At 71.1% G+C, this 13,460-nt stretch carries 14 protein-coding genes; 10 read left to right on the forward strand and 4 right to left on the reverse strand.

The window, feature by feature from the left end:
- The first annotated feature begins 43 nt into the window (after positions 1 to 43).
- From AWQ71_RS23465 to AWQ71_RS23500, 9 genes are all read left to right on the forward strand, one after another.
- Positions 44 to 1,312: an MFS transporter gene (locus AWQ71_RS23465; protein ID WP_245658426.1), complete on the forward strand. Its 1,269-nt coding sequence runs from the start codon at positions 44 to 46 to the stop codon at positions 1,310 to 1,312.
- A gap of 152 nt (positions 1,313 to 1,464) precedes the next feature.
- Positions 1,465 to 2,652, forward strand: a complete 1,188-nt coding sequence (locus AWQ71_RS23470) for an acetoin utilization protein AcuC (protein ID WP_439650374.1) — start codon at positions 1,465 to 1,467, stop codon at positions 2,650 to 2,652.
- 37 nt (positions 2,653 to 2,689) lie between these two features.
- A complete protein-coding gene (locus AWQ71_RS23475) occupies positions 2,690 to 3,469 on the forward strand; it encodes a phosphatase (protein WP_157570509.1) in 780 nt (259 codons plus the stop codon).
- Positions 3,470 to 3,781: 312 nt separating this feature from the next.
- Positions 3,782 to 3,985, forward strand: a complete 204-nt coding sequence (locus AWQ71_RS23480) for a helix-turn-helix domain-containing protein (RefSeq protein ID WP_067136656.1) — start codon at positions 3,782 to 3,784, stop codon at positions 3,983 to 3,985.
- 161 nt (positions 3,986 to 4,146) lie between these two features.
- Positions 4,147 to 4,245, forward strand: a complete 99-nt coding sequence (locus tag AWQ71_RS40460; protein ID WP_018654693.1) for a 30S ribosomal protein bS22 — start codon at positions 4,147 to 4,149, stop codon at positions 4,243 to 4,245.
- Between the two features lie 84 nt (positions 4,246 to 4,329).
- Positions 4,330 to 5,376 carry an NAD-dependent epimerase/dehydratase family protein gene (locus tag AWQ71_RS23485; RefSeq protein WP_067136658.1) on the forward strand — a complete coding sequence of 349 codons (1,047 nt, stop codon included), beginning with the start codon at positions 4,330 to 4,332 and terminating at the stop codon, positions 5,374 to 5,376.
- A 12-nt stretch (positions 5,377 to 5,388) separates the two neighbouring features.
- Positions 5,389 to 6,285, forward strand: a complete 897-nt coding sequence (locus tag AWQ71_RS23490; protein ID WP_067136660.1) for a lysophospholipid acyltransferase family protein — start codon at positions 5,389 to 5,391, stop codon at positions 6,283 to 6,285.
- A 101-nt stretch (positions 6,286 to 6,386) separates the two neighbouring features.
- Complete coding sequence (locus AWQ71_RS23495) at positions 6,387 to 7,823, forward strand: serine/threonine-protein kinase (RefSeq protein WP_067136662.1); 1,437 nt, start codon at positions 6,387 to 6,389, stop codon at positions 7,821 to 7,823.
- Between the two features lie 107 nt (positions 7,824 to 7,930).
- Positions 7,931 to 8,968 (forward strand): alpha/beta fold hydrolase, encoded by a 1,038-nt coding sequence (locus tag AWQ71_RS23500; RefSeq protein ID WP_067136664.1) that lies wholly within the window; start codon positions 7,931 to 7,933, stop codon positions 8,966 to 8,968.
- Between the two features lie 21 nt (positions 8,969 to 8,989).
- Here AWQ71_RS23500 and AWQ71_RS23505 read toward each other — a convergent pair whose 3' ends face one another.
- From AWQ71_RS23505 to AWQ71_RS23515, 3 genes are all read right to left on the reverse strand, one after another.
- Positions 8,990 to 9,856, reverse strand: a complete 867-nt coding sequence (locus tag AWQ71_RS23505) for an HAD family hydrolase (RefSeq protein ID WP_067136667.1) — start codon at positions 9,854 to 9,856, stop codon at positions 8,990 to 8,992.
- A gap of 94 nt (positions 9,857 to 9,950) precedes the next feature.
- Entirely contained in the window at positions 9,951 to 10,676 is a 726-nt protein-coding gene (locus AWQ71_RS23510) for a DUF5667 domain-containing protein (protein ID WP_157570511.1), read from the reverse strand.
- Between the two features lie 50 nt (positions 10,677 to 10,726).
- Positions 10,727 to 11,371 carry a sigma-70 family RNA polymerase sigma factor gene (locus AWQ71_RS23515; protein WP_067136671.1) on the reverse strand — a complete coding sequence of 215 codons (645 nt, stop codon included), beginning with the start codon at positions 11,369 to 11,371 and terminating at the stop codon, positions 10,727 to 10,729.
- A gap of 157 nt (positions 11,372 to 11,528) precedes the next feature.
- On the opposite strand from AWQ71_RS23515, the gene AWQ71_RS23520 reads away from it, so the two are divergent.
- Complete coding sequence (locus tag AWQ71_RS23520) at positions 11,529 to 13,049, forward strand: putative quinol monooxygenase (RefSeq protein ID WP_067136673.1); 1,521 nt, start codon at positions 11,529 to 11,531, stop codon at positions 13,047 to 13,049.
- 69 nt (positions 13,050 to 13,118) lie between these two features.
- Here the strand turns inward: AWQ71_RS23520 and AWQ71_RS23525 are convergent, their stop codons facing one another.
- Positions 13,119 to 13,367 carry a glutaredoxin family protein gene (locus tag AWQ71_RS23525; protein WP_067136675.1) on the reverse strand — a complete coding sequence of 83 codons (249 nt, stop codon included), beginning with the start codon at positions 13,365 to 13,367 and terminating at the stop codon, positions 13,119 to 13,121.
- Positions 13,368 to 13,460: the final 93 nt, after the last annotated feature.

The raw sequence follows: 13,460 nt of genomic DNA on the forward strand, positions 1-13,460 counted from the left end.
CCTTCCGGTCCGGACGGCATGATTCCGCTGCTGGCATCGGGGCGTGAGCGGTGAGGTCGACGTGGCGGGAGCCGTACAGGCGGTGGCGGGGGTGGGGCGGCGACCGCTCTGGACGCCTGATTTCGGGTTCTACTTCACCGGGCGCGCGGTGTCGATGCTCGGCGACACCATGCTGCCCGTCGCGATCTCGCTGGCCGTGCTCGGCGCGGGGTACGGCCCGTCCGGCGTCGGGTTCGTGCTCGCGTCGTGGATGGCGCCGTTCGGCGCGCTGATCCTCTTCGGCGGCGTCTTCGCCGACCGGTTCACCGCCCGGCGGATGATGATCGCCGCCGACCTGGTGCGGCTGGTCAGCCAGTCGGTGATGGCCGCGGCCTTCGCGGCCGGAACGCCGCGGCTGTGGCAGATCGTGGCCCTGTCGGCGATCAGCGGCGCCGCCGCCGCGATGTTCCAACCGGGCGTGAGCAGCATGGTCCCGCACGTGGCGTCGGACCTGCAACGTGCCAACGCCACGCTGCGTGTGGCGGACGCGATCGCCCAGCTGCTCGGCCCCGCGCTGGCGGGCGTCCTCGTCGGCCTCGGCGGCGCCGGGCTGGTCTTCGTCGTGGACGCGGCGACGTTCGCGGTGAGCGCCGTCTGCCTGCTGCTCATGCGCGTACGGCCGCTGCCCAGCACGGAGCCGGGCTCGTCGATGCTGCGCAACCTGCGCGAGGGGTGGGACGAGTTCCGCTCCCGCACCTGGATGTGGAGCGTCATCATCATCTGGTCGGTCTACGGCGTGCTCGTCTTCGGCCCGCTCATCCCCCTGGGCGCGGCGCTGATCACGGAGGGCCACGGCCGCGGCGCGTACGGCTGGATCATGTCGGCGGCCGGGGCGGGAACGGTCGTCGGCGGCCTCGTCGCCGTCTGGTTCCGGCCGTCGCGTCCGCTGATGGCCGGGGCGATCGCGATGACGCTGTACTTCTTCGAGCCGCTCTCCCTCGCCCTGCACATGCCGCTGCCGGTGCTCGCGGCGGCGTTCGCGGTCACCGGATCGGTGTGGGGGTTCTGGTCGGTGATGTGGGCGACCAGCGTGCAGACCCAGGTCAGCCAGGACGTGCTGAACCGGGTGACGGCGTACGAGGTGGCGGGGTCGGTGCTGAGCCTTCCGCTGGGTCAGGCGCTGGCGGGTCCGGCGGCGGAACGGCTCGGCGCGGAGAACGTGCTGGCGGCCGGCTTCGTGGTCGGGCTGGTCGGCATCGCCTTCCTGCTCGGCGTCCCCGCGATCCGGGGCCTCCGTCGCGCCGCCCCGGTCGGGGAGACCGTCCGCTCATAGGCGCTGGGGGAGGAGGCCGGCCTTCCGCGGCGCCACCGCTTTTTGCCGATATTTCGGTACAACTCGGGATGAGTGGCGTATGTCACGAGGGGGCGGAGTCACGGCCGGGCCCGTACGGTAGCGTCACGATCGTGCGGCGAGGAGGCGGCGGCATGATCGAGAGTACCGGCGGGCAAGGATGCGGCTCCGTCCGCGTGCTCTGGGACGACGCGCTGACGTCGTACGACTTCGGCCCCGGCCATCCGCTCGCCCCCGTACGGGTGGAGCTGACCATGGCGCTCGCCCGCGACCTCGGTGTGCTCGACCGCGTCGAGGTGGCCGGATGCGCCCCGGCGAGCGACGACGAGATCGCGCTGGTCCACCGCCGCGACTACATCGAGGCGGTCAAGGCGGTGTCGAAGACCGGCCGGCCCGATCTCGGCTGCGGACTCGGCACGGCAGACAATCCCGCGTTCACCGGGGTTCACGAGGCGTCCGCACTGATCACGGGGGCGTCGATCGAGGCCGCGAGGTCGGTGTGGGCGGGAGAGTCGGCGCACGCCGTCAACGTCGCGGGCGGTCTGCACCACGCGATGGCGGGCATGGCCAGCGGGTTCTGCGTCTACAACGACCCCGCCGTCGCGATCGCCTGGCTGCTCTCCCAGGGAGTGGAGCGGGTGGCGTACGTGGACGTGGACGTCCACCACGGCGACGGCGTGCAGGCCGCGTTCTACGACGACCCCCGGGTGCTCACGATCAGCCTGCACGAGAGCCCGCGCACACTCTTCCCCGGCACCGGCTTCCCGAGCGAGACCGGGGCGGACGGCAGCGCGGTCAACGTGGCGCTGCCCGCGGGGTGCGGGGACGCCGGCTGGCTGCGCGCCTTCCACGCGGTCGTGCCGCCGCTGCTGCGCGAGTTCGGCCCCGAGATCCTCGTCACCCAGCACGGATGCGACAGCCACGCCCTCGACCCGCTGGCCAACCTCATGCTCAGCCTGGACGGCCAGCGCACGGCCTACGCCGCGCTGCACCGGCTCGCGCACGAGACGGCGGGCGGCCGGTGGGTCGTCACCGGCGGCGGGGGATACGAGCTGGTCCAGGTGGTGCCGCGCGCGTGGACCCACCTGATCGCGGAGGCGTCCGGGCACCCCGTCGAGCCGTCCACGCCGACGCCCGCGAGCTGGCGGACCCTGGTCACCGAGCGGACCGGCGAGGTGCCCCCGCTGTCGATGACGGACGGCCGCCACCCGGCGTACTCCGACTTCCGCGACGGCTACGACCCGGCCGACCCGATCGACCGGGCCATCGTGGCCACAAGGAAGGCCGTCTTCCCCCTCCACGGATTGGATCCTCTGCCATGACGGGAATCCCGGCCGCGCCAGGAGCGCTGTGGCACCTGTGAACGCTCCCTCCCGCACCGATCTCCGTGACCACCTGATCAGGACGCGTATCGCGGGCGACGTCGCCACGCCGCGCGAGAACAACCTCGACAACTACCGCTCCCTGGCCAACCGCGACCCCCGCTACACGTTCGGCCTCTCGTTCTCCGGCGAGTGGACCTTCCGGGACGTGCTGGAGCAGATGGCCAAGTCGGTGGGCGTCGCGGCCGACCCGGAGCACCGGGAGGGCCAGGACACCATCGACCCCGACCTCACCATCGACGCGATCGAGGCGATGGGCGACCGCGTCGGCCAGGTGCTGGACAGGGGGAACCCCCGTATCGTCATCGCCACCGGCCACCCCACGGGCCTGCTCACGATCCATCTCGCCCTCGCCCGGTTCGCCCGCTCCCACGGCGCCACTCTCCTCACTCCGGCCGAGAGGTGGAGCTACATGGGGAACGGGCTCGGACGCGTACGGCGGATCCGCTATCTCGACAACGTCGCGATGCTGGACGACGGCGCCGCCCTGGTGCACACGCACGACCCCGACCCGATGCGCGCCATCCTGGCCGAGGCGCGGCCCGACTTCGTGATCGCCGATCACGGCTGGGCGGGCGCCGCGGGCGAGGCGGGCGTCGAGACGGTGGGCTTCGCGGACAGCAACGACCCGGCCCTCTTCATCGGCCAGGCGGAGGGGAAGATCGCTGTCGCGGTGCCGCTCGACGACAACGTGTTGCCGAGATATTACGGTCCGCTGACGGACTACCTCGTGGCCAGGATCGCGTCTCACCTCTGATCGCGCTGCGGACCGTCCGTTTCGCGTATTTCGCACTCCCCTTTGTCGCGCTCTGCCCCACCTTTGCCGACTCTTTCGTGTGCCGGGGCGACTCTTGTGGGAGAGAAGTTGGCTCGTTCCGCGGCCGGGGCAGGGGGCATTTCGCCGTCCGCTACCAGCCACTTTCTCCATATTGGCGGCATAGGGTCGCGGTGACTGATGAAATGGGGGGTTTGCCTTCTCGCAGTCCCGACTTACGCTGACGGAAGTACACGTGCGTGAGCGATGGCACCAGTGGGGATAACCCGGAAACACGTGCGGAAGAGGCGTCCGATGGGTGCAGGCGAAAGACCTCTCAGCGAGGTGAAGTTCCTGACGGTGGCGGAAGTCGCCACGGTCATGCGAGTGTCCAAGATGACGGTGTACCGGCTCGTCCACTCAGGTGAGCTGCCGGCCATCCGTGTCGGCCGATCCTTCAGGGTGCCCGAACAGGCGGTACACGACTATCTCAGAGAGGCGTTCATCGAGGCTGGATGACACGCCGAGGCGGTGCGGACCCGCGCTGACCAGGCGCGGGATCCGGCATCGGCCACGCGGTGTCCCCCAGGGGGCGATCGACCGTGGATCGCCGGTAGTCTGTTGTGCCGGTGTGCGCTCGCGCATCGGTCTGGCATTCTCTACCTTCACCTGGGGGTCCCGTGGGCTCTGTGATCAAGAAGCGCCGCAAGCGCATGGCCAAGAAGAAGCACCGCAAGCTGCTCAAGAAGACCCGCATCCAGCGGCGTAACAAGAAGTAGTAGAAGTACGGAGCGCGCACCGGTCCCGCGGGGCCGGGCGACCGTGAACCGTTATTCCCCCACCAGTCCCCCAGTGAGGCGACGATGACCCACACCGTGCTGGTCACCGGGGTCTCGCGCCACATCGGAGCACGGGTGGCGAGTGCGCTCGCCGCCGAACCGGGCGTCGGTCGGGTCATCGGGGTGGACACGGTTCCACCTCCGTCGGCGGCCCGAGACGGCGGCTGCCATGCCGGTCGCACCGAGTTCGTCCGCGTCGATCTGCGCAGTCCCGATATCGCGCAGGTCATCGCGGCGGCGGACGTCGACGTCGTCGTGCACGTGAGCCTGATGAGCGGTTCCTCGCGGAGCCGTTCCGCCGCGAAAGAGCACAACGTCATCGGCACGATGCAGCTGCTCGGCGCGTGTCAGCGCTCGACGACTGTGCGCAGGGTGGTGGTGCGGTCCACGACCGCCGTCTACGGCTCGGCGCCGAACGACCCCGCCGTCTTCACCGAGGACGGCGAGCCCGTCGAGGCGCCGCCCTCGGGGTACGCCAAGGACGCCGGCGACGTCGAGGGCTACGTCCGGGGCCTCGCCAGGCGGCGTCCCGACGTGGTCACCTCGACGCTGCGTTTCGCCGACTTCATGGGACCCGGGGTGGACACGCCCCTCACCCGGTACTTCACGCAGCCGGTCCCGCCGACCGTGCTCGGCTTCGACCCCCGGTTGCAGTTCGTCCATGAGGACGACGGGGTCGAGGTGCTGCGCCGGATGGCCCTTGAGGACCACCCTGGCACGTTCAACGTGGCGGGCGACGGCGTGCTTCTGCTGTCGCAGTGCCTGCGGCGGGCGGGGCGGTTCTCGCTGCCCGTTCCGTCGCCGCTCTTCCGCCTCCTGGGAGAGGCGGCGCGAGCCGCGGGCCGGGTGGACTTCTCACCCGAGCAGCTCGCGCTGATGTGCCACGGCCGGGTCGTGGACTGCGGGCGGCTCGTCCGAGAGCTCGGATGGCAGCCCAAGTTCGGCACGGCCGCGGCCTTCGAGGACTTCCTCCGTTCGCGCGGCGGCTCCGGCGGGCTCACCGCCGCGCTGGCCGACCGGCTGTCCGATTTCGCGCCGGGGCGGCCGGCTCCGTACAAGGACGAGCAGTAAGGCGTGTGTGACGTGACGCGTACCTCCGAGGAGGGCTCACCCGGCGTTCCCGGGGACGCACGGGAACGGCCCGGCGAGGAGCGGCTCGCCGAGCTGCTGGCCTTCCTGCGCCGCCGCGTCACCGGCGAGTACGAGGTGGACGAGTTCGGGTTCGACCCCGAGCTCAACGACAAGGTCCTGCTCGAACTGCTCCGGCCGTTCTACCGGCACTGGTTCCGGGTCGAGACCAGCGGCCTCCAGAACATTCCCGCCGAGTCGGGGGCGCTGGTCGTCGCGAACCACTCGGGGACGCTGCCGGTCGACGCGCTGATGCTGCAGGTCGCGCTGCACGATGAGGCGCACCGGCCGGTCCGGCTGCTCGGGGCCGACCTCGTCTACCAGCTCCCCGTCCTCGCCCATCTGGCCCGCAAGAACGGGCACACGCTCGCCTGCCCCGAGGACGCCGACCGTCTGCTGCGCAAGGGCGAGCTGGTCGGCGTCTTCCCCGAGGGGTTCAAAGGCGTCGGCAAGCCGTTCTCCGATCGGTACAAGCTGCAGCGGTTCGGCAGGGGCGGCTTCGCCGCGTCGGCGATCCGGGCCGGTGTGCCGATCATCCCGTGCGCGATCGTCGGCGCCGAGGAGATCTATCCCAAGGTCGGCGATGTTCCCGCGCTGGCCCGGCTGCTCGGCCTGCCGTACCTGCCGATCACGCCGTTCTTCCCGTGGCTCGGGCCGCTCGGGCTGGTGCCGCTGCCGTCCAAGTGGCTGATCGAGTTCGGCGAGCCGATCATGACTGACCACTACGACCCCATCGACGCCGATGACCCCATGCTGGTCTTCAACCTCACGGACCAGGTGCGCGAGACGATCCAGAGCCGGGTCGACGCGCTGCGGCTGCGCCGTGGCCCCGCCTTCCCGTCGTTCTTCTGACATGACAGCGGATCACGCGCTGCCCTAGTGTGGATCGGGAAGCGCCGGTGCTTCGCGAGGCTTTCCCCATTCCAGCACCGCCATTCGACGGGGGCGTACGGATGACGGCATCAGATGGTCTGCAGCCAGGCGATCCCCCGTCCATCGGTCCCTACCGGCTGATCCGGCGCCTCGGGGCCGGAGGGCAGGGCATCGTCTATCTCGGGACGGACGGCGGAGGGGCCGCCGTGGCGGTCAAGATTCTCCGACCAGAGATCGCCCACGACGACACGACCCGCGAGCGCTTCGCCCGGGAGGTGACCGTCGCGCAGCGGGTGGCCTCCTTCTGCACCGCCCAGTTCCTCACCGCGGACCTCTGGTCGAACCCGCCGTACATCGTCACCGAGTTCGTGGACGGCCCGTCCCTCCAGGACGACGTGAACCGGAACGGTCCGCGAAGCGGGGCGGCCCTGCACCGGCTCGCCGTCGGGACCGCCACCGCTCTCACGGCCATCCACGAGACGGGGTTGGTGCATCGGGACTTCAAGCCCGGAAACGTGCTGCTCAGCCAGGACGGCCCACGAGTGATCGACTTCGGGATCGCCCGAGCCCTCGACGCGACGGCCACGGTCAGCAGCCAGGTCATCGGAACTCCGGCGTACATGGCGCCCGAGCAGATCGCCGGGGCCCCGATCGGTCCCTCGGTCGACGTCTTCGCCTGGGGAGCGGTGGTCGCGTTCGCCGCCACGGGGCGCTCTCCCTTCGCGGCCGACTCGGCTCCCGCGGCCCTTTACCGGGTGATCAACGCCGAGCCCGAGATCGACGGGGTGCCGGAGCCGTTGCGCTCCCTGGTGCGCCGGTGCCTGGCCAAGGAACCGGCGGAGCGTCCGGCCATGCAGGAAGTGCTGATGCGGCTGCTCGGGTCGGCCGAGCCTACGGCCGCCTCCGCCTCCGCCTCCGTGCCGCGGGACGCGTCACGCTCCGCCGAGAGTCCCGCCGGGCGAAGGCAACGGGCGGGTCGGGTCAATCGGGGGTACGTCCTCGCCGGCGGCGCCGCCGTTCTCGCGCTCGCGGCGGGAGCCGCCTTCTGGCTCACGAGGGTGCCCGCCGGGACCGGGCAGGCCGCGAGCGTCACCGGCGGCACCGTCCCCCCCACTCCCGCGGCAGCGAAGGCGTCCGCGTCCGCGGACCCGGCGACGTACCGCTTCTCCCGTGCCTTCGAGGGCGTGTGGAAGGGGGCGCTGGCGCAGAGCAACGGCAAGACCAGGCCCATGGTCGTGACCATCCGGACCGGTTCCCGCACGGCGGCCGTCAGATATCCGGACCTGGGGTGCAGCGGGGGTCTCGTCCTGACCGGCCGCGCCCCGGACGGGCAGTTCACCCTGCACGAGACCATCACCGAAGGCGCCAGGTGTAGCCAGGAGGGCGACTTCACGATGAAGGCGAGCCGCCAGGCCCTCGCGCTGACGTACATTCCGCAAGGGGACCGCGACGCCACCTACACCGCGAACGTCACTTTGTTCCGCGCCTCCGGCCTCCCGGCAGATGACTCCGGCTGACGCCTCGGGCCTCTGATCTGGCGATTTTTACCCGGGCTTATGGGTCCATGGGGCTAACAATGCCAGCTACCGGTCGCTATGGTGTTCCTCACCAAGAGGAGCACATCATGCACCAAAGCGGGATAAAACGGAAAGTACTGCTCGCCGGCATGGCACTGGGGTACGCCGCCGGAGTCGTCCGGCGGCGGGCGGAGACCGTACCGGACGTGGTGGACGACTCCCGGCTCGGCTGCCTCGTGGGCAAGCCGATGACCGTGATCACCGATGATGGTGTGCACCTCGCCGCCGACGTCGACGAGCATCCGGATCCCGAGGTGGCCGTGGTGTTCGCGCACGGCTGGATGATGAACCGCCACTGCTGGCACCTCCAGCGCGAGGCCCTGGCCGGCCATCCGGCCACGCTCGTCTTCTACGACCAGCGCGGGCACGGCGCCTCCTCCGCCGGGCCGATCGACGACTGCACGATCGACCGGCTGGGCGACGACCTGGCGGCGGTCATCGAGCAGGCCGTACCCGAAGGGGTGCCGGTGGTGCTGGTCGGCCACTCGATGGGCGGCATGAGCATCATGGCGTTCGCCGCCCGGCATCCGGAGCTGCTCGCCTCCCGGGTGAAGGGTGTCGCCCTGCTGAGCACGTCGTCCGGGGACCTGTCCCGGCACGCGTTCGGCCTTCCTTGGCCGGTGGGACGGATCGCCGGGCTGATCACCCCGATCGTGTTCGACGGCATGCTCGCCCGCGCGGACTGGATCGACCGCAGCGTGGCGCTGAAGACCCGCGCCCACACGCCGGTCGCGCGGTTCATGGCGTTCGGCGGCGGCGCGCGCCCCGACCACGTGCGGTTCGTCACCGACATCGCGGCGGCGACGCCGACCGAGGTGATGGTCGGCTTCTTCCGCGGCCTCCGCGTCCACGACAAGCTGGCCGCGCTCGCGGCGCTCCGTCCGATCGAGACGCTCGTCATGGTCGGGGAGGACGACCGCGTCACCCCTCCCTCTCACAGCCGCAGGATCGCCGAGTCGCTGCCCGGCGCGCGGCTGACGATCGTCCCCGGCGCCGGTCACATGATCGGGTTCGAGCGGCCGGACGTCGTCAACGAGGTGCTGGACGACTTCCTCGACCGGACCGCCCGGCTCGCGTCCTGGTGACTCTTCGCCCCTGAACGACGGTCAGGACGAGCGGTAGTGCTTGCGCAGCGCGATGCCGGCCGCGATGCCCCCCGCCACCGCGCCCGCCGTCGCGGCGATCGGCAGGCCGATCAGCGTCGCCTTCCGCCCGGTGCGGAAGTCGCGGATCCGCCAGCCGTTCTCCTTCGCGTGCTCGCGCAGTTCGCTGTCGGGGTTGACCGCGCAGGGGCTGCCGACCAGCGACAGCATGGGCAGGTCGTTGGCCGAGTCGCTGTAGGCCGAGCAGTGGGACAGGTCGAGGCCCTCCCTGCGGGCCAGCGCCCGAATCGCCTCCGCCTTGGCCGGGCCGTGCAGCAGGTCGCCGACGAGCCTGCCGGTGTAGACGCCGTCCGCCGTCTCGGCCACCGTGCCGAGCGCGCCGGTCAGGCCGAGCCGCTGGGCGATCACCCGGGCCAGCTCGACCGGGGTCGCGGTGACCAGCCACACCCGCTGGCCCAGATCCAGGTGGGCCTGCGCCAGCGCGCGGGTCCCGGCCCAGATGCGGTCGGACATGACCTCGTCGTAGATCTCCTCGCCGAGGTGCACCACCTCGTCGACCTTGAGACCGGCGACGAAGGCCAGCGCCGTCTCCTTCGCCTTGGCGATGTGGTCGGGGTTCTCGTTGCCCCGCACCCGGAACCAGGCCTGGCCGAGGGCGAACCGCACCAGGTCGTTCGTGGTGAACAGACCGCGCGCGGCCAGGCCGCGCGCGAAGTGGTAGATCGAGGCGCCGCGCATCATCGTGTTGTCCACGTCGAAGAACGCCGCCGCCGTCGGGTCCGGCTCAACGCTCGGAGTGGGGACCACCGCCGCGGCCGCCACCTCGCCCGCGATCTCCGCCGCTTCCCGTCGTCGCATTAGCCGCCTCATAGGGCCTCAGCTTAACCGGCCGGATGCCGGATGACGGTGTACGCGGTGTTAGCACCGAGTGACCGTATTCCATGGTGATTCCACACGACCGGTATCACTGGACGGGAGTGCTGAAGGTGTCGATATAGGTGAGGTATTTGGTCGCCTTGTCGCGGTTCTCCTGATCGAGCTTAGGAAGGATCGGCTCCACCATCGTCCGCTGCTCGCGGGCGAACCGCCCCACCTCCTTGTCGGGCTTGTCGCCGCGCGGCTTGACCCGGCCGAGCGCGGACCGGGTCGTACGCGCCATGTCGTCGAGGGCCTGGGTGATGAGCCGGTCCCGGTCGGGTCCCTCCGCGCCGGCCAGTGTCGCCGCCTCCGCCGCCCGCTGCCGCGCGGCCGTCATCTCCCGCCTGGCCAGCTCGGCGTCGCTCACCGCCAGCCGCAGCACGGTCGCCTCCGCCGCCCGCTTCAGCGGGTAGAGCAGGTCCCCGGGCACCGAGTCGTACGCGCGGGCGCCGGTGGCGAACATCACGCCCAGGAGCACGGAGAACACCGCGAGCGGGCGGAGCCGTACGAGGAGGGAGGGGCGGCGGCGCGGCTCGGGCCGCTCGGCGGGGGGCTCGGCGACGGGCCCGCGCTCGGCGGCGTGCGCCTTCATCAGGTCCGCGCGGAGGCGGGCGCGGAAGTCGGGGCGGGGGCCGTCGCCGGCCCGTGAGCCGGCGTCGGCGATCCGCGCGGCGACCCGGTCGGCGGCACGCCCCGTCCGCCTGGCCCGTCGCCGGCGCCCCGGCCGCCACCAGCCCATGAACGCTCCCGAGATCCCCCGTTGCCGATCCACGCCTGTGCCCTGCCCAACGAGGTGACCGGGCCAGGGTTACGGCACGTGAGCTAACCGAGATCTTTGGGCAGCGCGCGGGCCAGGGCCTTGATCGCGCGGAACTGGAGCGCCTTGATCGCGCCGCTCTGCTTGCCCATGATCATGGCGGTCTCCGCAAGTGACATACCGTGCAGGAAGCGCAGCACGACGCACTCCTGCTGCTCGGGATTGAGTCGTTTGATCGCCCGGAGCACGTGCTCGTTCACCATGCTGGCGACGACGGCGTTCTCCGGGATGTGCTGGCCGTCGAGGGGGGTGTCCTGGATTTCGGCCGTACAGACTTCGAGCCGGCTCCGTCCGGACTTGAAGTGGTCGGTGACCAGGTTCCTGGCGATGGTGACCAGCCAGGCGCCGAAGTCGCGCCCCTGCCAGGTGAAGTCGGCGATGCCGCGCAGGGCGCGCAGGAAGGTGTCGCTCGTCAGGTCCTCGGCGAGCGCGTGCGAGCCCACCCGGAAGAAGACGTAGCGGTAGACGAGGTCGACGTAACGGTCGTAGAGCACACCGAACGCCTCGGTGTCGCCGGTCTTGGCGCGCAGGACCAGCGTGCGCATCTCGTCGTGTTCGAGCTGCGCCGCCGCGGGGGCGGCGGGGGGCGCCAGCCGCACCACTCCAGCGGCTGGAGGGGAGAGCCCGGCGAACGGCCACGATGTCGGCATCCGGTTATCCCATTGGGGGAGGGGAGTCGGCGTGCTCGAACACTCTAGAAATCATCGCGAGATAACACAATCCGCCGCTAACCGTAATCACTTCGCGTAACGGGGCGATCCATCGGCTACCAGTCGGCGCGCGAAGTCCGGCAGCATAAGGTCCACCATGGAAGTCCTTGTCGCTGTCATCGCGTTCGCCGGCGCCGTTCTCGCCGCCATCACCACCGGCGTCGTCGTCGGTCGTATCCGCGAGAAGCCGTCGGGATGGCTGGTCGCGTGGGGTGTCACCACGGGGGCGACATGCCTCTCGCTGGGATTGATCGCCGTAGGCCAGTTGCTCGGGTACGGGGTCGTGATCTTCCGGTTGTTCCAGATCACCGGATCGCTCGTCGCCCCGCTCTGGCTCGCCGTCGGCATCGCCCAGCTCATCGCCAGGAAGCCGTTCCCCCGTTTCGCCGCATGGCTCTTCGGCGGCGCGTTGACGGGCCTGGGCGCGGTCATCATGCTGATCGACCCGGTCACCCAGGCGTTCACGAAGGAGTTCCCGGCGGCCGATGTCTTCTGGGACATCTGGCCCGAGTGGCTTCTGCGCGCCGTCCACATCGGCGTCATCGGGATGCTGGTGATCTGGCTCGTGATCGCGGTGCTGCGCGGGCGCAACGGCGACGACTACGACCTCGACAACATGAACGCGACGGTCGCGCTCGCGCCGGGCGGCATCGCCGTCTCCGCCGCGCTGGAGTTCACGCTCCCCGGGATCGTCGTGGTCGCCGCGATGGCCGCCACCGTCGGAGGCGTCTGGTTCGCTCTCGCCCGGCCGCTCGCGCCGTACGAGGACGAGGAAGAAGACGCCGGGGCCGAGCAGCCGGAGGACGGCTGGTCGCGGCGGGGCGCGCGGGGGGCCGAAAGCCGGGCCGAAAACCGGGCCGAGCCGTCGGCGTCGGCTCCTCCGCGACGCTCCGGGCTCGGGGACCTCGTCGCCGAATATCGCGCGGGCGAGCAGGGCGACGTCGACTACGCGGCGCGCATGCAGCCGTCGGACGGGTTCGCCGCCCGGCCCGCCGGCCCTCAGGCCGGGCAGGACGCGTACGGCGGCGCGCGCGGACGGGAGTACACGATGCCGCCCCAGGCGGCGGAGGCCGACCGCCCGGCGCCCCAGGGCGGGCCGGAGTACACCATGCCGCCGGGCCCCTCGGAGCACGGCCGGCCGCAGGGTGGCCGCCCCGAGTACACCATGCCCGCCACCGGCACGATGCTCCCCGGCGCGGACCCGGCGGCCGGCATGGGGGCCGGCATGGCGGCCGGCTTCGCCGGCGCGGCCGCCGCCTCCCGGGGACAGGGCGGCTCGGTCCGGCCGTCGCCCAATATCTACGGCCTGCTCACCGTGTTCACGCTGATGGACGGGGCGGGTGACGCGTTCGACAAGCTCGCCGAGGAGACGGTCGAGGCCGTGCTGCGCAACGAGCCGGACACGCTCGTCTTCGTCTGCCACAGCGTGAAGTCGGCGCCGCTCCAGCGCATCGTGTACGAGCTCTACCGTGACGAGGTGGGATACACCGAGCACCAGCGCCAGCCGCACATGGAGCGGTTCGCCACCGAGCGCACCGCGCTGGTCCTGGCCGCCAACGTCATCGAGCTGAGCGTGAACGCCGCCAAGGTGGTTCCTCTCCCGACCGCGTTCAGGTAGGCGGGGGAGCGGCTGCCGGTACTCACCTTCGGGACGCGCCCGGATCCCCTCGTCCCGAAGGTGTGACCGTCAGGCGGTCAGCGCCGCGCGCAGGCGGGCCTCGTCCACCCGCCAGAAGTCGTGCTGGACCCCGTCGACCAGGGTGACCGGGATCATCTCCCAGTACTTGGCGTAATCCTCCTCAGAGGCGGTGATGTCCCGCTCCTCCCACGGCACGCCGAGTTCCGCGGCCACGCGCTCGATGACGGCGCGCGCGTCGTCGCAGAGGTGACAGCCGGGTTTGCCGAGGAGAGTGATCCGATGCTCGCGGGGTGCCATGCGGCCAGCCTATTGGGCGCTCCCCGCGGTCCTTTCGCGATGCTGTGCCCACGCCGAGCCCACGCCGAGCCCGTGCCGTGCCGCTGCCGTGCC

This window comes from Microtetraspora malaysiensis, from assembly GCF_001528665.1.
GTDB lineage: Bacteria > Actinomycetota > Actinomycetes > Streptosporangiales > Streptosporangiaceae > Microtetraspora_A > Microtetraspora_A malaysiensis.